This is a genomic window from Mesorhizobium sp. WSM4845 (genome assembly GCF_055811455.1).
Window position 1 is genome coordinate 23,107 of record NZ_JBVVQA010000004.1, and the last position, 17,436, is coordinate 40,542.

General features: G+C 64.4%; 12 protein-coding genes and 1 pseudogene. 10 read left to right on the forward strand and 3 right to left on the reverse strand.

Going from position 1 to position 17,436, the window contains the following annotated elements; translation table 11 throughout:
• Nucleotides 1–351: 351 nt before the first annotated feature.
• Nucleotides 352–1,617, forward strand: coding sequence for a transcription termination factor Rho (gene rho, locus AC0L2C_RS06080; protein ID WP_027153631.1), 1,266 nt, complete (start codon nt 352–354; stop codon nt 1,615–1,617).
• Nucleotides 1,618–1,679: 62 nt separating this feature from the next.
• On the opposite strand, the gene AC0L2C_RS06085 is transcribed toward rho, so the two are convergent.
• The gene (locus tag AC0L2C_RS06085) at nt 1,680–3,698 is read right to left on the reverse strand and encodes a thioredoxin domain-containing protein (RefSeq protein ID WP_473522971.1); all 2,019 of its coding nucleotides are present in this window, start codon (nt 3,696–3,698) and stop codon (nt 1,680–1,682) included.
• A 64-nt stretch (nt 3,699–3,762) separates the two neighbouring features.
• On the opposite strand from AC0L2C_RS06085, the gene mnmE reads away from it, so the two are divergent.
• The 5 genes from mnmE (at nt 3,763) to AC0L2C_RS06110 (ending at nt 9,681) form a co-directional block, all read left to right on the forward strand.
• Nucleotides 3,763–5,085, forward strand: coding sequence for a tRNA uridine-5-carboxymethylaminomethyl(34) synthesis GTPase MnmE (mnmE, locus tag AC0L2C_RS06090; protein ID WP_473522972.1), 1,323 nt, complete (start codon nt 3,763–3,765; stop codon nt 5,083–5,085).
• 332 nt (nt 5,086–5,417) lie between these two features.
• Nucleotides 5,418–7,292, forward strand: a complete 1,875-nt coding sequence (mnmG, locus tag AC0L2C_RS06095) for a tRNA uridine-5-carboxymethylaminomethyl(34) synthesis enzyme MnmG (protein WP_473522973.1) — start codon at nt 5,418–5,420, stop codon at nt 7,290–7,292.
• Nucleotides 7,289–7,924: a 16S rRNA (guanine(527)-N(7))-methyltransferase RsmG gene (gene rsmG / locus AC0L2C_RS06100; RefSeq protein WP_128171034.1), complete on the forward strand. Its 636-nt coding sequence runs from the start codon at nt 7,289–7,291 to the stop codon at nt 7,922–7,924. Before mnmG ends, rsmG begins: the two co-directional genes overlap by 4 nt.
• A gap of 36 nt (nt 7,925–7,960) precedes the next feature.
• Complete coding sequence (locus AC0L2C_RS06105) at nt 7,961–8,761, forward strand: ParA family protein (protein WP_287141032.1); 801 nt, start codon at nt 7,961–7,963, stop codon at nt 8,759–8,761.
• A gap of 35 nt (nt 8,762–8,796) precedes the next feature.
• Nucleotides 8,797–9,681 (forward strand): ParB/RepB/Spo0J family partition protein, encoded by an 885-nt coding sequence (locus AC0L2C_RS06110; protein WP_473522974.1) that lies wholly within the window; start codon nt 8,797–8,799, stop codon nt 9,679–9,681.
• Nucleotides 9,682–9,984: 303 nt separating this feature from the next.
• Here the strand turns inward: AC0L2C_RS06110 and holA are convergent, their stop codons facing one another.
• On the reverse strand, nt 9,985–11,028 hold the full coding sequence (holA, locus tag AC0L2C_RS06115; RefSeq protein WP_473522975.1) for a DNA polymerase III subunit delta: 1,044 nt from the start codon (nt 11,026–11,028) through the stop codon (nt 9,985–9,987).
• 469 nt (nt 11,029–11,497) lie between these two features.
• Between holA and AC0L2C_RS06120 the strand changes: the two genes are divergently transcribed.
• From AC0L2C_RS06120 to lpdA, 4 genes are all read left to right on the forward strand, one after another.
• Nucleotides 11,498–12,730, forward strand: coding sequence for a 3-methyl-2-oxobutanoate dehydrogenase (2-methylpropanoyl-transferring) subunit alpha (locus tag AC0L2C_RS06120; RefSeq protein WP_128176560.1), 1,233 nt, complete (start codon nt 11,498–11,500; stop codon nt 12,728–12,730).
• Between the two features lie 2 nt (nt 12,731–12,732).
• Nucleotides 12,733–13,746 carry an alpha-ketoacid dehydrogenase subunit beta gene (locus tag AC0L2C_RS06125; RefSeq protein ID WP_023802698.1) on the forward strand — a complete coding sequence of 338 codons (1,014 nt, stop codon included), beginning with the start codon at nt 12,733–12,735 and terminating at the stop codon, nt 13,744–13,746.
• A 229-nt stretch (nt 13,747–13,975) separates the two neighbouring features.
• A complete protein-coding gene (locus AC0L2C_RS06130) occupies nt 13,976–15,361 on the forward strand; it encodes a dihydrolipoamide acetyltransferase family protein (RefSeq protein WP_473522976.1) in 1,386 nt (461 codons plus the stop codon).
• Nucleotides 15,362–15,472: 111 nt separating this feature from the next.
• Entirely contained in the window at nt 15,473–16,870 is a 1,398-nt protein-coding gene (gene lpdA / locus AC0L2C_RS06135) for a dihydrolipoyl dehydrogenase (protein WP_473523086.1), read from the forward strand.
• A 236-nt stretch (nt 16,871–17,106) separates the two neighbouring features.
• On the opposite strand, the pseudogene AC0L2C_RS06140 reads toward lpdA, so the two are convergent.
• Nucleotides 17,107–17,346, reverse strand: a pseudogene (locus AC0L2C_RS06140) (saccharopine dehydrogenase family protein); the annotation flags it as partial.
• Nucleotides 17,347–17,436 lie beyond the last annotated feature (90 nt).

A 17,436-nucleotide genomic window follows, 5' to 3' on the forward strand; every position in this document is an offset into this window, starting at 1 on the left:
GCTGCCCCTCACCTGCCTGCCGGCATCCTCTCCCTGTATAGTGACGGGGAGAGGGGCGCTGTGATTGATGGCTTCGCCAATATCCAGGGTTGCAGTATGTGCGCCAGATTGCGGCCAAGCCCCTTCTCCCCGTCACTATACGGGGAGAAGGTCCCGGCAGGGGTTGAGGGGCGGTGCCGAGATTCGCAATTGATCGCTTCCAAGCGGCTTGCTCTTTCAGTCGACCAACGATAAAAGACGGGTCTTCCTTCCCGTCATGCGCCGCCCCATTCATCGCTTCGGCCGCGCCCGGCATTTGTCGCATCCCGCCGATATTTTCCCCATACTTACTCACTCAGAGTCCGTCTAATGATGCAAGAAATGAAACTCACAGAGTTCAAGAACAAGAAACCGCCAGAGCTGATCGCTTATGCCGAATCGCTCGAGGTCGAGAACGCCAGTGTCATGCGCAAGCAGGAACTGATGTTCGCGATCCTGAAGCGGCTGGCGACCCAAGATATCGAGATCATCGGTGACGGGGTCGTCGAAGTGCTGCAGGACGGGTTTGGCTTTCTGCGCTCGGCCAATGCCAATTACCTGCCAGGCCCGGACGATATCTATATCTCGCCGTCGCAGATCCGCCGGTTCTCGCTGAAGACCGGCGACACGGTCGAGGGCCCGATCCGCAGCCCGAAGGAGGGCGAGCGCTATTTCGCGCTGCTCAAGGTCAACACGATCAATTTCGACGACCCGGAAAAGATCCGCCACAAGATCCATTTCGACAATCTGACGCCGCTTTACCCGACCTCGCGGCTGAAGATGGAAATGGACGTTCCGACCTCGAAGGATATCTCGGCCCGCGTCATCGACCTAGTGGCGCCGCTCGGCAAGGGCCAGCGCGCCCTGATCGTGGCGCAGCCGCGCACTGGCAAGACGGTGCTGTTGCAGAACATCGCCCATTCGATCACCACCAATCATCCCGAATGCTACCTGATCGTGCTGTTGATCGACGAGCGGCCGGAAGAAGTCACCGACATGCAGCGCTCGGTGAAGGGCGAGGTCGTCTCCTCGACCTTCGACGAGCCGGCGGTGCGACACGTCCAGGTCGCCGAAATGGTGATCGAGAAGGCCAAGCGCCTGGTCGAGCACGGGCGCGACGTCGTCATCCTGCTGGATTCGATCACCCGCCTCGGCCGCGCCTACAACACCGTGGTGCCGTCATCCGGCAAGGTGCTGACCGGCGGTGTCGACGCCAATGCGCTGCAGCGGCCGAAGCGTTTCTTCGGCGCCGCCCGCAACATCGAGGAAGGCGGCTCGCTGACCATCATCGCCACCGCGCTGATCGACACCGGCAGCCGCATGGACGAGGTCATCTTCGAAGAGTTCAAGGGCACCGGCAATTCGGAAATCGTGCTCGACCGCAAGGTGGCGGACAAGCGCATCTACCCGGCCATGGACATCCTCAAGTCCGGCACCCGCAAGGAAGATCTTTTGGTCGCCCGCCAGGACCTGCAAAAAATCTTCGTGCTGCGCCGCATCCTGGCGCCGATGGGCACGACCGACGCCATCGAGTTCCTCATCGACAAGCTCAAGCAGACCAAGACCAACGCGGATTTCTTCGATTCGATGAATACGTAAGGGGCTGGCGCCTCTTGCCTTCTCCCCTGCGGGAGAAGGTGGATCGGCGCAGCATCCCTCTCCTATCTGCGCCGCAACCGACGCTCGAGTTCCTCGGCGTCCGTTATCACCGGCAGGCAGACCTGCCCCGTGCACAGCCAGGCGCCGGGCTCGGTCGATGGCGGCAAAGCGCCGCCTGGCAGGATAGGCAGGTTTGTCGCCGAGCCGACCGGCACGATCGTGTCGATCCGGCGCGGGTCGGGATTTCGATTCGCTACCGGAACAAGCGTTGGATTCTCATAACTATCCACCAACACCAGCTTCAACGGCTCGAGCACCAAGGCACAGGCATTGACGATGCCGGCCTGGCCATAGGCCTGATGCGCCGCCCTGCCGGCTGCGTGTTCGGCGACCTTCCAGGTCTTTTCCTGTATTTCGAGATCGCCGGAAAGCGACGACAATCGGACCATGGCCTCGATGATCTGGCCAGTGGCTGAAGGAATGGCCTCGTCGGCGTCGCCCCTGATGCGGATCGGCACGTCGCTGCTGTCCAACGCGGTCAGATAGTAGCCGGCGTTGTCCTCGTCGTGATGCCATTGGTCGAGCTGCGCGATGAATTGGCCGGCCAGTTCGGCATAACTCGACGTGCCGGTAGCCTCGAACAGCGAGATCGCGGCGTTGGCCATGGCGGCGTGGTCGCTCGACAGCGCCGGAAACAGCTTCTTGGCGCCAAGCATCGAATGCGGCAGGCGACCGTCTCGGCCAGCGCTGGCAATGGCAGCAAAGGCCTGTTCCGCCGCCTCGATCCAGTCGATCCGTTTCACGGCGCGCCCGGCTTCGGCGAGAGCCGCAATCACCAGGCCGTTCCAGTCGGTCAGGATTTTGCCGTCACGCCCGGGCCTGACGCGCTGCCCCCTGGCCGCCAGCAGTTTTTCTCTGAGCGGAATGAGCCGGTCGCGATCGGCGACGCTTTGTTTTTGCTGGACCGCAGTCTGGTGGATGATCGGCTTGCCCTCCCAGCCATGCGGGCCGGAAAGCGTGAAGTATCGGAAAAACAAGGCTGATTCGTCGCCGAGAGCGGTTTCGATCTCATCCTTGCTCCAGGTGTAGAACAACCCCTCCTCGCCCTCGCTGTCGGCGTCGAGGCTGGCAGCGAATGCGCTGCCTTCGACGCGCATCTCGCGCAACAGCCAGTCGACCGTGTCTTCGATTCGTATCCGGAACAATTCATTGCCGGTTGCCGCATAAGCCCAGTTGCACAGCCGGATGAGCTGTGCGTTGTCGTAGAGCATCTTTTCGAAATGCGGCACCAGCCATTCGGCATCGGTCGAATAGCGGCTGAGGCCGCCGCCGACATGGTCATAGATGCCGCCTGCCAGCATCTTTTCGAGGCTGAGCAGGACAGCGTCGCGATGGGCTGTGGCGCCGTCGCGCAGCCAGGACAGCCACAGCGTCTGCATGAACGGCGCATTGGGGAATTTGGGCGCGCCGCGCAGGCCGCCCAGATCCCTGTCGATCATGCCGTCGATGCCGTTGGCGAGCGTCGCGAGCGTGTCGCGGTCGAGCACCGCCTTGGCATGGCTGCCGGCCAGCCGCGCCTCGACATGCGTGGTCAGGCCGGCGGCGCTTTGGTTAACGCTTTCTTTCTTCTCGCGCCACGCCTTGTCGACCGCCTCCAGCACCTGGACGAAGCCTGGGCGGCCGTAACGGGCTTCGCGCGGAAAATAGGTGCCGCCCCAGAAAGGTTTTCCGTCCGGTGTCAAAAACATTGTCAGCGGCCATCCGCCCTGCTCGCCCATCGCCGACAATGCCGCCATATAGATCTGGTCGATGTCCGGCCGCTCTTCGCGATCGACCTTGATATTGACGAACAGACGGTTCATGACGGCGGCGACGCCGGCGTTCTCAAAACTCTCGTGCGCCATGACATGGCACCAGTGGCAGGCGGCGTAGCCGACCGAGAGCAGGATCGGCCGCTCAAGCGCCCTTGCTTCCGCGAGCGATGCCGGCGACCACGCCCGCCAATGCACGGGGTTGTCGCTGTGCTGCTGCAGATAGGGGCTGGCCTCTTCGGCAAGCAGGTTTTTCGCGGGCAACGTCACTGTTGATAACTCGGCAATCTGTTGGTGAACAAGCGAAGCTAGGGCGGTTGTGCTGGGTCGGCAAATGATTTCAGGTAATTCCATTGTTGCCCTGTCGAGCGGCCGCCTGCCCGCCGGGGTTGCCGTGATCCGCATTTCCGGCCCGCAAAGTCGATTCGTCGTAGAAACGATTGCTGGCCCCAAGGTCAAGAACCGTGTTGCCGCCTATCGCCAGTTCAGGGCGCCGGACGGATCGGTGCTCGACAGCGGGCTGGTCGTTTTCTTTGCCGGCCCAAACAGCTTTACCGGCGAGGATGTCGCCGAATTCCACGTCCATGGCGGGCGGGCCGTGGTGGCGAAGATGCTGGAGGTGATCGCCGGCTTCGACGGCGTCAGACATGCCGAGCCGGGCGAGTTCACCCGCCGCGCCTTTCTCAATGGCAAGGTCGATTTGGTCAAGACCGAGGCGCTGGCCGATCTCGTCAATGCCGAGACAGAGGCGCAGCGGCGTTTTGCCGTGCAGAATGCCGAAGGCGTGCAGAGCGAGCTCTACCTCGCCTGGCGCCGTCGGCTGATTCATGCGCGCGCGATGATCGAGGCAGAAATCGATTTTGCCGACGAAGACGATGTGCCCGGTTCCGTTGCAGAGACGGTCTGGTCGGACGTTCGCGCGATGATTTCCGAAATCGAGCGTCATGTCCAAGGCTTCCGGGCCGCCGAAATCATCCGTGACGGGTTCGAGGTCGTCATTCTTGGTGCGCCGAATGCCGGCAAATCGAGCCTGTTCAACGCTCTGGCCCGGCGCGAGGCGGCAATCGTCACCGAAGAGCCCGGCACCACCCGCGATCTGCTCGAGGTGGTGCTGGACCTGGAGGGGATGCGCATAAGAGTGACCGATACCGCCGGCCTGCGCGATACGCCCGGCAGGATCGAGGCGATCGGCATCGAAAGAGCAAGGAGCAAGGCCGGCACTGCCGATCTGTTGCTGGTGCTCGAGGATATGCCGGAGCCGGTGGCAATCGGCGCAATACCGCCTGATGTCGCGGCCTTGAGGATCGGGACGAAGGCTGATTTGCTGCGGGATGAATCGCTTGTGGCGCGCTACGACGCGGTTATCTCGACCAAGGACGGCACCGGGCTGGCCGAATTGCTGGCCGAGATCGGCCGTCGCGCCGCAGCGCAGGTCGGCCAGGCCGGCGATATCCTGCCGTCGCGGCTGCGGCACGTCGAACTGCTCAACGAGACGAAGTGCTTCTTGCTGGCGGCAGCGGCAGAGGATGGGCGCGGGCAGGAATTGCGGGCAGAGGAATTGCGGCTGGCGGCGGATCGACTTGGCCGCATCGTCGGGGCGGTCGATGTCGAGGACATGCTCGACGTCATCTTTGCGCAGTTCTGCATCGGCAAATGACTCACGTGAAACATTGCGGGCCGGCCAGCTCTGGGTGATTCACGTGAAACACCACGCGATTAGCTCGAAGGCATTGTTTCACGTGAAACGATCCATGGTCCCCGAGACGGGATCGAATTTCAGACTTAGCGCTGCCCCTCATTTGCCCTGCCGGGCATTTCTCCCCGTATAGTGACGGGGAGAAAGACACAACCGTCGACAGCGCTGCAAGAGACCCGTCGTTGCTGCGGCTAGCCCGCTTCTCCCCGTCACTATACCGGGAGAAGGTGCCGGCTTGACACCTCGTCCTGACGGGGACATGTGTCGGTCAACCTGAATCTGGAACACTAAAAATGACCGATCACTATGATGTGGTTGTGGTGGGCGGCGGCCATGCTGGTTGCGAGGCGGCCAGTGCTGCCGCGCGCGCTGGCGCGAAGACTGCCCTGGTGACGCTGCGCTTCGAGACAATCGGCGTCATGTCGTGCAATCCGGCGATCGGCGGCCTCGGCAAGGGCCATCTGGTTCGCGAGATCGATGCCATGGACGGGCTGATGGGGCGCGTCGCCGATGCGGCCGGCATCCAGTTCCGGCTGCTCAACCGCCGCAAGGGCCCGGCAGTTCGCGGGCCGCGGACGCAAGCCGACAGAAAACTCTATAGGCTCGCCATGCAAGCGGCGATTCGCGAACAGGCGGGCCTCGACGTGGTCGAGGGCGAGGTCCTGGATTTCGAAATCGCCAATGAGCGCCTGGCGGCGGTGCTGCTGGCGGATGGCCGCCGGCTTGGCTGCGGCGCCGTGGTGCTGACCACCGGCACTTTCCTGCGCGGGTTGATCCATATCGGCGAGAAGAAGATCGTTGCCGGCCGCATGAACGAGCAGGCCAGCCTCGGCCTGTCGGCGACGATGAGCCGCGCCGGCTTCAAGCTCGGACGGCTGAAGACCGGCACGCCGCCGCGGCTGGACGGACGCACGATCGATTGGGCGTCGCTGGAGAGCCAGGCGGCGGATGACGACCCGGTGCCGTTCTCGCTGATGACCGACCGCATCGACAATCCGCAGATCCATTGCGGCATCACGCGTACGACGGCAGCGACACATGAGTTGATCCGCACCAATCTGGGCCGTTCGGCGATGTATTCCGGCTCGATCGAAGGGGTGGGACCGCGTTACTGCCCGTCGATCGAGGATAAGATCGTCAAATTCGGCGATCGCGAAGGCCACCAGATTTTCCTCGAGCCGGAAGGGCTGGACGACGATACCGTCTACCCGAACGGTATTTCGACCTCGCTGCCGCAGGACGTGCAGCTCGACATTCTAAAAACCATTCCGGGCCTTGAACGCGCCACCATGCTGCAGCCCGGCTATGCCATCGAGTACGATCATGTCGATCCGCGCGAGCTCAAGCCGACGCTGGAAACCAAGCGGATCGCCGGTCTTTTTCTGGCCGGGCAGATCAACGGCACCACCGGTTACGAGGAGGCCGGGGCGCAGGGGTTGTTGGCCGGCCTCAACGCCGCGCGCAAAACGTCGGCAAGCGACCAGATCGTGCTCAGCCGCACCGAGGCCTATATCGGGGTGATGGTCGACGACCTGACCAGCCGTGGCATCGCCGAACCGTATCGGATGTTCACTTCGCGGGCCGAGTTCCGGCTGTCGCTGCGCGCCGACAATGCCGATGAGCGGCTGACGCCGCTGGCGATGAAGCTCGGGATTGCCTCGCAGGAGCGGATGCAACGGTTTAGCGATATCGTGCAGATCCTTGAAAATGCGAGGGACCTTGCGCTTGGCTTCACCATGACTCCGAATGAAGCGGCGCGTCATGGGCTGGTGATCAACCGGGACGGGGTACGCCGCTCGGCCTATGAGTTGCTGGCCTATCCCGGCGTCGACGTCGCCTGGCTGGCCAGAATCGCCCCGCAGTTTGCGGGAATTGACAGCAAAACGGCTGAACGCCTTGAAACGGAAGCGAAATATTCGGTCTATCTCAATCGCCAGCAAGCTGACGTCACGCAGATCAGGCATGAAGAGAGCCGATTGATCCCGGCGTCGCTCGATTTTGCTTCCGTTCCGGGGCTGTCCAACGAGTTGAAGCAAAAGATGCTGGCACGCCAGCCGCGCTCGATCGCCGACGCTCAGCGTATGGAAGGCATGACGCCGGCGGCACTGGCAATCATTGTCGCGCATGTCCGCAACGCCGAGGCTGCCACGCGAAGGAATGTTGCGTGAGCGCTGCCTCATGGGCGGGCCTGCAATCGGCTGCCGGTCCGGTTTCACGTGAAACATTCGAACGCTTGGTAGAGTTCGAGACGGTCTTTCAGAAATGGAACCGCCGGATAAACCTGGCGGCGCAGTCGACGCAGGGCGACGTCTGGCGCCGCCACATCCTCGACAGCGCGCAGCTGGCGCGAATCAAACCAGACGCGAAGCGCTGGCTCGATCTCGGCTCCGGTGGCGGTTTTCCCGGCCTGGTGCTGGCGTTCCTGCTTGCCGAGCGCGACGGCGCCAGCATCGACCTGGTTGAAAGCAATCGGAAAAAGGCATCGTTCCTGCAAGCGGTCGTGGGCCAGTTCAACCTGCCGGCCAGGGTCGTCGCACGGCGCATCGACGACGCGTATCCGTTTGTTTCAACACCTCAAATCGTTACCGCCAGAGCGCTGGCGTCGCTTCCGGTGTTGCTCGAACTGGCGGCGCCGTGGCTGACGACGGGCACCTGCGGCCTGTTCCACAAAGGCCGGGATTACCGTACCGAATTGGCAGAAAGCGCTCAACGATGGTCGTTCGATCTGGTAGAACATGCCAGCGCGACCGACGCTCATGGCGTCATCCTCGAACTGTCTGATTTGCGCCAACTGACTTAGATCGGCGACCTCGGCATGAATTTCTGGCATAGACCCATGATGAAGAATGGCCCCCGAATCATCACCGTAGCCAACCAGAAGGGCGGCGTCGGCAAGACGACGACGGCCATCAATCTGGCGACGGCGCTGGCGGCGATCGGCGAGCAGGTGCTGATCGTCGATCTCGACCCGCAAGGCAATGCCAGCACCGGTCTCGGCATCGACCGGCGCGACCGGACCGTTTCCTCCTATGACGTGCTGACCGGCGAGCTCGATCTGGAGGCGGCGGCGATCCCGACGGCGGTGCCGGGACTGTCTATCGTGCCGTCGACGCTCGACCTGCTCGGCATCGAAATGGAGATCGCCTCGGCGCCGGACCGGGTGCTGCGGCTGCGCAACGCCTTGCGTGCCTCGGCCGAGCGCTCGGCGAATTTTGGCTATGTGCTGATCGATTGCCCGCCGTCGCTCAATCTGCTGACGCTGAACTCGATGGCGGCAGCCGATTCGGTGCTGGTGCCGCTGCAATGCGAGTTCTTTGCGCTCGAGGGCCTGAGCCAGCTTTTGGAGACGGTCGAGCAGGTCCGCCGCTCGATCAATCCCGAGCTGACCATCCAGGGCATCGTGCTGACCATGTTCGACGGGCGCAACAACCTCGCCAACCAGGTGGTGCAGGACGTGCGGGCGCATATGGGCGACAAGGTCTATGAAACCGTCATCCCGCGCAATGTGCGCGTCTCCGAGGCGCCGTCCTACGGCAAGCCGGCGATCCTCTACGACCTCAAATGCTCCGGCAGCCAGGCCTATCTGCAGCTTGCCTCCGAGGTGATCCGCCGCGAGCGCAAACTGCGCGCCGCTTAGAAGCCGAATTGATACCGAAACGATCTGGACAGACGATGAGCGAAGACCTTTCGAGAAAAAGACTAGGCCGGGGACTGGCGGCGCTGATCGGCGAAATCGATCGTCCGGCAGCAGTGGAAAAGCCGGGCATGAATGCCGACGGCAAGGTGCCGATCGAGTTCCTGAGCCCGAACCCAAAGAATCCACGCCGGCATTTCGGCGACGCCGACCTGACCGATCTTGCCCAGTCGATCCGCGAACATGGCGTGGTGCAGCCGGTGGTGGCGCGGCCATCGCCGACGCAAGCTGGCCGCTACGAGATCATCGCCGGCGAGCGGCGCTGGCGCGCCGCGCAGCGCGCCGGGCTGAGCGAGATCCCGATTATCGTGCGCGATGTCAACGATCGCACCGCGCTCGAGCTGGCGATCATCGAAAACGTCCAGCGCACCGACCTCAATCCGGTCGAGGAGGCGATGGGCTACCAGCAGCTGATCGACGATCACGGCTACACCCAGGCCGATCTCGGCCAGGTGATCGGCAAGAGCCGCAGCCATGTCGCCAACACGCTGCGGCTGTTGAAGCTGCCGGACGTGATCCGCGGCATGCTGGTCGACGGCGCGCTGTCGGCCGGCCATGCCCGTACATTGGTGACGGCGCAGGATCCGGCGGGCCTGGCCAAGCGCATCGTCGAGGACGGGCTTTCGGTGCGCCAGGCCGAAGCGCTGGCGCAGATGCCGGCGGGTGCGCCGACGGTGAAGCGACCGCCTGCAGCACCGGTGCAAAAGGATGCTGATACGCGGGCGCTGGAAAAGTTCATGACCGACACGCTCGGCATGTTCGTCACGATCGAGCACAACGAGCGCGGCGGCGTGATCAGCGTCGCCTATCGGACGCTGGAGCAACTCGACGAGCTTTGCCGGCGGCTGAAGCAGGAGCAGTAGTTAGCCGGCAAAGAGCCTCGGGTCCCGCTTGTTTTAGACGAGGATCGGCGATTTTATAGGCTACCTGCTCCAGCGTTTGCGCCGCCCCTCACCTGCCTGCCGGCATCCTCTCCCCGTATAGTGACGGGGAGAGGGGGCTGTCATCGACGGCTTCGCCAATCACCAACGTTGCAGATAAGAGGCCGGCAGGGCAGAAGGGTCGCCTCACATCAAGCGCCGGCACGTTGCTGAAGCGAAGAAGATGTCGGCGCTCCACGCGCTGCCCTGTCGCCTTCGGCGACATCTCCCCCTCAAGGGGGGAGATCAGGTGCGCGCCAGTCTTGCGCTCTCCACGGCGATGCCGAGCAGCGCCTGTCGGGCCAGCGCGACCGCGAGGTCCGGCCGGCGCCGGGTCTGCAGCACCGCCGTCTGCAGGCGGTTGAGCGCGCGGGCGAGCGCCTCGCTGCTCCAGCGTTCGAGGGCTTTTTCGACCAGCTTGCGCCGCGCGAAAAAAACCGGCGGGCGCGCCGCGGCGACGACCGAAGCGGCGTTGCGGCCGCCGGCGTCCATCAGGCCGCGCATTGCCTGGATCGCCTGCAGCTGCCGCATCGCCGACGACAGCACCAGAAATGCCTGGCCGCCGGACTGGCAGTGACGGGTGAAGGCAATGTCGAAGTCGCCGACCTTGCCGTCGAGCAAGGCATCGACGGCGTCATCGAAGGACAGGCCAGAGACGTCGCCCGACGTCGCCTTGACGTCATCGAGGCCGATTTCGCTCTGGCCGTGGGCATAGAGCACCAGCTTTTCGATCTCGCCGCGCGAGGCCAGCCGGTCACCACCGAGGTTGCGGCGCAGCGCCTGGCGGGCTTCCAGCGTCATCGACATGCCGGCCTTGCGCAATTCGTCGTCGATGACCGTATCGATGTCCCGCGCCTCGTCGGTGTAGCACGGCAGCGCCATGGCAATGTCCGCCGCCTCGACAATGGCGCGCAGCCCGACGCCCTTCTTCAGGTCGCCGGCCTCGATCAGGATAATGGCGTCACGCGGCGGCTCCGCGGTCAGCGCCTTGACGTCGTCGGCAAGCGCCTTCTGGCCGGACGCATTGCGCACCCAGAGCAGGCGCCGGTCCGAAAACATCGGCACGGTGCGGGCCTCGTCGAGCAGGCGGCCCTCGTCGCGATCGACTTCCGAACCGTCCAGCCTGACCACGGAGAACGGATCGTCGAGCGGCAGGCCGGTCTTGCCGGCAAAGGCGCGGGCGCGCTCGGCGACCAGCCCGCGGTCGGGCCCGTAGAGCAGGACGATCGAGACACGCGGGTCCGGCCGCGCCAACCACGAATCGACCTCGTAACCTTTCTTCTGTGCCATGGGTTATGGGTTAGCATGATGCGGGCGCCGGGTGAACGGCGGTCGCCCCCTTTCCTTCTCCCCTTGTGGGGCCCGAAGGGCGGGCGAGGCCCGTGACTCGCCCGGGCGGTGGATTGGTGCGCAGCGCCAAGACGGAAGAGGGGTGTTGGACGGAGTGCCGTCCTTGCCAGGCTGGAACACCCCTCATCCGACCGCTTCGCGGCCACCTTCTCCCACAAGGGGAGAAGGAAAGGCCGCAGCGCTAGCCGCTCGATCCGACGCCTTGTCCAATCTGGCGGGAAACCCGGCGCAATCATGCGCCAAATTGCGCGCAGAGCCGGAAGATCGACAAGAAATTTCGCTGACATATCTTCATCCTGGCTAGTGCTGCTGACGGCGCGGTGGTTGGCCGGAAGCCTTGCCCGACGAATTGGCACTGGTCTGCCGGTGTGCAAGTATCTTGGCCGGGCAACATGGGAGGACGAAGGTCATGGCCGATGCGGGAATGTTGCGCTTCCATGTGCCGGAGCCCGAGGTGCGACCGGGCGGGACGCCGGATTTTTCTGATGTGACCATCCCCAAGGCCGGCTCGGTGCCGCGTCCCGAGATCGATGTCGATCCGCGTGATATCCGCGATCTGGCGTTTTCGATCATCCGCGTGCTCAACCGCGCCGGCGAAGCCGTCGGGCCGTGGGCCGGCCTGCTTTCCGACGACGAGTTGCTGGAAGGCCTGCGCCATATGATGACGCTGCGCAGCTTCGACGCGCGCATGCAGATGGCGCAGCGCCAGGGCAAGACCTCGTTCTACATGCAGCATCTGGGCGAAGAGGCGGTGAGCTGCGCCTTTCGCAAGGCGCTGGCGCCGGGCGACATGAACTTTCCGACCTATCGGCAGGCTGGCCTGCTCATCGCCGACGGCTATCCGATGGTTACGATGATGAACCAGATCTATTCGAATGAGGCCGACCCGCTGAAGGGCCGGCAGCTGCCGATCATGTATTCGTCGAAGGAGCATGGTTTCTTCTCGATCTCCGGCAATCTGGCGACGCAATATATCCAGGCGGTCGGCTGGGCGATGGCTTCGGCGATCAGCAATGATTCGAAGATCGCCGCCGCCTGGATCGGCGACGGCTCGACGGCCGAGTCCGACTTTCATTCGGCGCTGGTCTTCGCCTCGACCTACAAGGCGCCGGTGGTGCTCAACGTCGTCAACAACCAGTGGGCGATCTCGACCTTTCAGGGCATTGCCCGCGGCGGCTCCGGCACATTTGCCGCCCGCGGCCTCGGCTTCGGTATTCCGTCGCTTCGGGTCGACGGCAACGACTATCTCGCCGTCCACGCGGTGGCCAAATGGGCGGCGGAGCGGGCGCGGAAAAATCTTGGGCCGACGCTGGTCGAATATGTCACCTATCGCGTCGGGGCGCATTCGAGTTCCGACGATCCGTCGGCCTACCGGCCGAAGGCCGAATCCGACGCCTGGCCGCTCGGCGACCCGATCGTCAGGCTGAAGAACCATCTCATCCAGCGCGGTGTCTGGTCGGACGAGCGCCACACCCAGGCCGAGGCGGAAATCCTCGAAACGGTGATCGCGGCGCAAAGGGAGGCCGAGCGCCACGGCACGCTGCATGCCGGCGGCAAGCCTTCGACGCGTGACATGTTCGAGGGCGTCTATGGTGAGATGCCGCCGCATCTCAGACGCCAGCGCCAGCAGGCGGGGGTCTGACCATGCCAAGACGGACCATGATCGAGGCGATCCGCGACGCCATGGACGTCTCGATGGGGCGCGACGAACGCGTCATCGTGTTCGGCGAGGATGTCGGTTTTTTCGGCGGCGTCTTTCGCTGCACCCAAGGCCTGCAGGCGAAATACGGCAAGAGCCGCTGCTTCGACACGCCGATCAGCGAAGCCGGTATCGTCGGCTCGGCCATCGGCATGGCCGCCTACGGCCTGAAACCTTGCGTCGAGGTGCAATTTGCCGACTATGTTTATCCGGCCTATGACCAGATCGTCTCGGAGGCGGCGCGGCTACGCTACCGCTCGAACGGCGATTTCACCTGCCCGATCGTGGTCAGGATGCCGACCGGCGGCGGCATTTTTGGCGGCCAGACCCACAGCCAGAGCCCGGAGGCGCTGTTCACGCATGTCTCCGGCCTGAAGGTCGTCGTGCCGTCCAATCCGCATGACGCCAAGGGTCTTCTGATCGCGGCGATAGAGGATCCCGATCCGGTGATCTTCCTCGAGCCGAAGCGGCTCTACAACGGCCCGTTCGATGGCCATCACGAGCGCCCGGTGACGCCGTGGTCGAAGCATGAGCTCGGCGAGGTCGCCGACGGGCATTACACGGTCCCGCTCGGCAAGGCGGTGATCCGTCGGCCGGGCGCTGCTGTCACCGTGCTGGCCTACGGCACGATGGTCTATGTCGCGCAAGCGGCGGCCGAGGAGACCGGTATCGACGCCGAGATCATCGATCTGAGGACGCTGCTGCCGCTCGATCTCGAGACGATCGTCGACTCGGTCAACAGGACAGGCCGCTGCGTGATCGTGCACGAGGCGACGCTGACATCCGGCTTCGGCGCCGAACTGTCGGCGCTGGTGCAGGAAAACTGCTTCTACCATCTGGAAGCGCCCGTGGTGCGGGTCGCCGGCTGGGACACCCCCTATCCGCATGCGCAGGAATGGGACTATTTTCCCGGTCCGGCCAGGCTCGGCCGCGCGCTCGTCGAAACGATGGAGGCTTGACGATGGCAGGTAGAGCCTCGGACCAATTGCCAGTGGTGGCACCGCCCCTCATCCGCCTGCCGGCACCTTCTCCCCGTGAAGAACGGGGAGAAGGGACTGGCCGCCACGCCGGCGATCTCCCTCTCCCCGTTGTTCACGGGGGTCCGAAGGACGGGCGAGACAAGCGGCTCGCCCTGGAATGGGCAAGGGTGAGGGGCAGCGCAAACGCCTCGGTAAGGGGGACCTGACGATGGGTGAGTATGTGATCAAGCTGCCCGATGTCGGCGAAGGCGTCGCCGAGGCCGAGCTGGTCGAGTGGCAGGTCAAGGTCGGCGATCTCGTGCGCGAGGACGCGGTGCTTGCCGCCGTCATGACCGACAAGGCGACGGTCGAGATTCCTTCGCCAGTCGACGGCGAGATCGTCTGGCTGGGTGCGGAGATCGGCGACACGGTGGCGATCGGCTCGCCCATTGTACGCTTGAAGGTGGCCGGCGAGGGCAATGTGAAGGCAGCTGCGGAGCCGGGCGGCGAGGCGGGCGCCAAGATTACCGACCGCAGTACCCCCACCCCTGGCCCCTCCCCACAAGGGGGAGGGGGACGCGCTTCGGCCGCCGAAGCCAGTGCCAAAGCGGCACCGCACCCGTCCCCGCCCGGAAAAATCACTGAGCGTGAGGTTGCATCGGCGACGGAATCCCCCTCCCCCTTGTGGGGAGGGGTTAGGGGTGGGGGTCCTGCGCCCGTCGCCGCGCCGCGTCCCGAAGGTGAAACGCCGCTGGCGTCGCCGGCCGTCCGCCTCAGGGCAAAGGAGGCCGGCGTCGATCTCCGACAGGTCAGGGGAAGCGGCCCGGCCGGCCGCATTCTCCACGAGGACATCGACGCCTTCCTGTCGCGCGGACCGCAGCTTGCGAAGGTCTCCGGCCTCGCCCGCAACGAGGCGGTCGAGGACATCAAGATCATCGGGCTCAGGCGCAAGATCGCCGAGAAGATGGCGCTGGCCAAGTCGCGCATCCCGCACATCACCTATGTCGAGGAGATCGACGTCACGGCATTGGAGGATTTGCGTGCGGCGCTCAACAAGGAGAAGCGCGGCGGCGTGGAGCGGCCGAAGCTGACGCTGCTGCCGTTCCTGATGCGGGCGATGGTCAAGGCGATCGCCGACCAGCCCAAAATCAACGCGCTGTTCGACGACGAGGCCGGCATCGTCCACCAGCATGGCGGCGTCCATATCGGCATTGCCGCGCAGACGCCTTCGGGGCTGGTGGTGCCGGTGGTCAAGCACGCCGAGGCACGCGACATCTGGGACTGCGCCGCCGAGGTTTTCAGGCTGGCCGAGGCGGCCAGGTCAGGCACGGCGGCGCGCGACGAACTGTCGGGATCGACGATCACCATCACCTCGCTCGGCGCCATGGGCGGCGTGGCGACGACGCCGGTGATCAATCATCCGGAAGTGGCGATCCTCGGCGTCAACAAGATGATGGTGCGGCCGGTGTGGGACGGCACCCAGTTCATGCCGCGCAAGGTGATGAACCTGTCCTCCAGCTTCGATCACCGCGTCATCGACGGCTGGGACGCCGCGGTGTTTATCCAGCGGATCAAGACGCTGCTGGAGACCCCGGCGCTGATTTTCGTGGATTGAGATGATGAACAGGGGATCGCAGGGGCGCAGAGTGAGAGCAGTAGCGATCCTTCGCGCCCCCCTCTGTCCTGCCGCACATGTCCCGCCGGCTCGACCAACCAGGGTGCCATGATGAAGGAAATATCCTGCAAGCTGCTCGTCATCGGCGCCGGTCCGGGCGGCTATGTCTGCGCCATCCGTGCCGGCCAGCTCTGCATCGACACGGTTATCGTCGAGTTCGGCAAGCCGGGCGGTACCTGCCTCAATGTCGGCTGCATTCCGTCCAAGGCGCTGATCCATGCGGCCGAGGAGTTCGAGAAAATCTCGCACATGGCGAGCGGCAAGAGCCCGCTCGGCATTTCAATCGCCACGCCGTCGATTGATCTCGAAGCGACCATCGCCTGGAAGGACGGTATTGTTAGCCGGCTTAACAGCGGCGTTGCCGGCCTGCTCAAGAAGGCCGGGGTCAAGACCGTGCATGGCTGGGCGAAATTCCGTGACGGCAAGACCGTCGAGGTCCAGACCGAGACTGGCATGCAGGTCGTCCGCGCCGAGATGGTGGTGATCGCGACCGGCTCGGCGGCGGTCGAGCTGCCGTCACTGCCGTTCGGTGGGCCGGTAATCTCGTCCACCGAAGCGCTGGAGCTGAGCGAAGTGCCGGAAAGGCTTGCCGTCGTCGGTGGCGGCTATATCGGGCTCGAGCTCGGCATCGCCTTCGCCAAGCTGGGCGCCAAGGTGAGCGTGGTCGAGTCCTTGCCGCGCGTGCTGGCGCAATATGATGCCGAGCTGACCCGGCCGGTGGTGAAGCGGCTCACCGAGCTCGGCATCGAGGTGCTCGTGAACGCCAAGGCCAAGGGCCTGTCGGGCAAGGGCGATGCCTTGCTGGTCGAAACGACGACCGGCAAGAATGCCAAAATCGCCGCCGACAGGATCCTGGTCACCGTCGGGCGCAAGCCGGTGGTCGAAGACTGGGGGCTGGAGCAGATCGACCTCGACATGGCGGGCAAATTCATCCGCATCGACGACCAGTGCCGCACCTCGATGCGCGGCATCTTTGCCATTGGCGACGTCACCGGCGAGCCGATGCTGGCGCACCGGGCGATGGCGCAAGGCGAAATGGTCGCCGAGATCGTCGCCGGCCACAAGCGCAGCTGGGACAAGCGCTCAATTCCCGCCATCTGCTTCACCGATCCGGAGCTGATCACCGCCGGCCTGTCGCCGGAGGAGGCCAAGAGGCTCGGCGGCGAGATCAAGGTCGGGCTGTTTCCGTTCGCCGCCAACGGCCGCGCGATGACCAAGATGAGTGAGGATGGCTTCGTCCGAGTTGTCGCCCGCGCCGACAACCATTTGGTGCTCGGCATCCAGGCGGTCGGCCAGGGCGTGTCGGAACTGTCGACGGCGTTTGGCCTGGCGCTGGAAATGGGCGCGCGGCTGGAGGATATCGCCGGCACCATCCATGCCCATCCGACACAAGGCGAGGGTTTTCAGGAGGCGGCGCTGAAGGCGATGGGGCATGCCTTGCATGTTTGAGGGCTGGCTGGCCTCACGGCGGATTCGAACCTCGTTCGGTCGAGTTCCTTCGCGCCCCCCTCTGTCCTGCCGGACATCTCCCACACTTGGGGAGATCGGCAGCCTCGCCGTCCCGCCCTACTTTAAGCGTTGGAGATTGGCGAAAGCGGAGATGCCGGCCAATCTCCCCCCAAGTGGGGGAGATGCCCGGTAGGGTAGAGGGGGCGCTGGTCCACCGATCTCTGGTCAGCGAGCACCTAACCCGCAAGCCGGCTAACCATCTCGTGCTGCGCATAGGCGCGGCCGAAGCGGTTGACGAGGAAGGCGTCGAGCGCGATGTCTTCCTGCTTGACAAAACCCTTCGCCGGCAAGCTGCCGTCGGCCAGCATGTCGAGCACCGCGCAGATGGCGGAGGCGGTGGTGATCTGGATGGCGCTGCGCACCTTGTCGCCGACGCGCCTTGCGTAGATCTTGTTGGCGTAGGTCTCCTGCAGCAGGGGGCCGCGGGTGCGGCCGCGGGCGGGGGCGGAGACGCTGTCCACCTCCAGGAGCCGCGCCGGCCGGGGGCGCGCAAAAAATTAAGTGAG

Excerpts from the sequence above, each read along its gene's own strand:
- rho (WP_027153631.1), top strand. The coding sequence starts at position 352 with ATGCAAGAAATGAAACTCACAGAGTTCAAGAACAAGAAACCGCCAGAG.
- mnmE (WP_473522972.1), top strand. The coding sequence starts at position 3,763 with ATGATTTCAGGTAATTCCATTGTTGCCCTGTCGAGCGGCCGCCTGCCC.
- mnmG (WP_473522973.1), top strand. The coding sequence starts at position 5,418 with ATGACCGATCACTATGATGTGGTTGTGGTGGGCGGCGGCCATGCTGGT.
- AC0L2C_RS06105 (WP_287141032.1), top strand. The coding sequence starts at position 7,961 with ATGATGAAGAATGGCCCCCGAATCATCACCGTAGCCAACCAGAAGGGC.
- AC0L2C_RS06110 (WP_473522974.1), top strand. The coding sequence starts at position 8,797 with ATGAGCGAAGACCTTTCGAGAAAAAGACTAGGCCGGGGACTGGCGGCG.
- holA (WP_473522975.1), bottom strand. The coding sequence starts at position 11,028 with ATGGCACAGAAGAAAGGTTACGAGGTCGATTCGTGGTTGGCGCGGCCG.
- AC0L2C_RS06120 (WP_128176560.1), top strand. The coding sequence starts at position 11,498 with ATGGCCGATGCGGGAATGTTGCGCTTCCATGTGCCGGAGCCCGAGGTG.
- AC0L2C_RS06125 (WP_023802698.1), top strand. The coding sequence starts at position 12,733 with ATGCCAAGACGGACCATGATCGAGGCGATCCGCGACGCCATGGACGTC.
- AC0L2C_RS06130 (WP_473522976.1), top strand. The coding sequence starts at position 13,976 with ATGGGTGAGTATGTGATCAAGCTGCCCGATGTCGGCGAAGGCGTCGCC.
- lpdA (WP_473523086.1), top strand. The coding sequence starts at position 15,473 with ATGAAGGAAATATCCTGCAAGCTGCTCGTCATCGGCGCCGGTCCGGGC.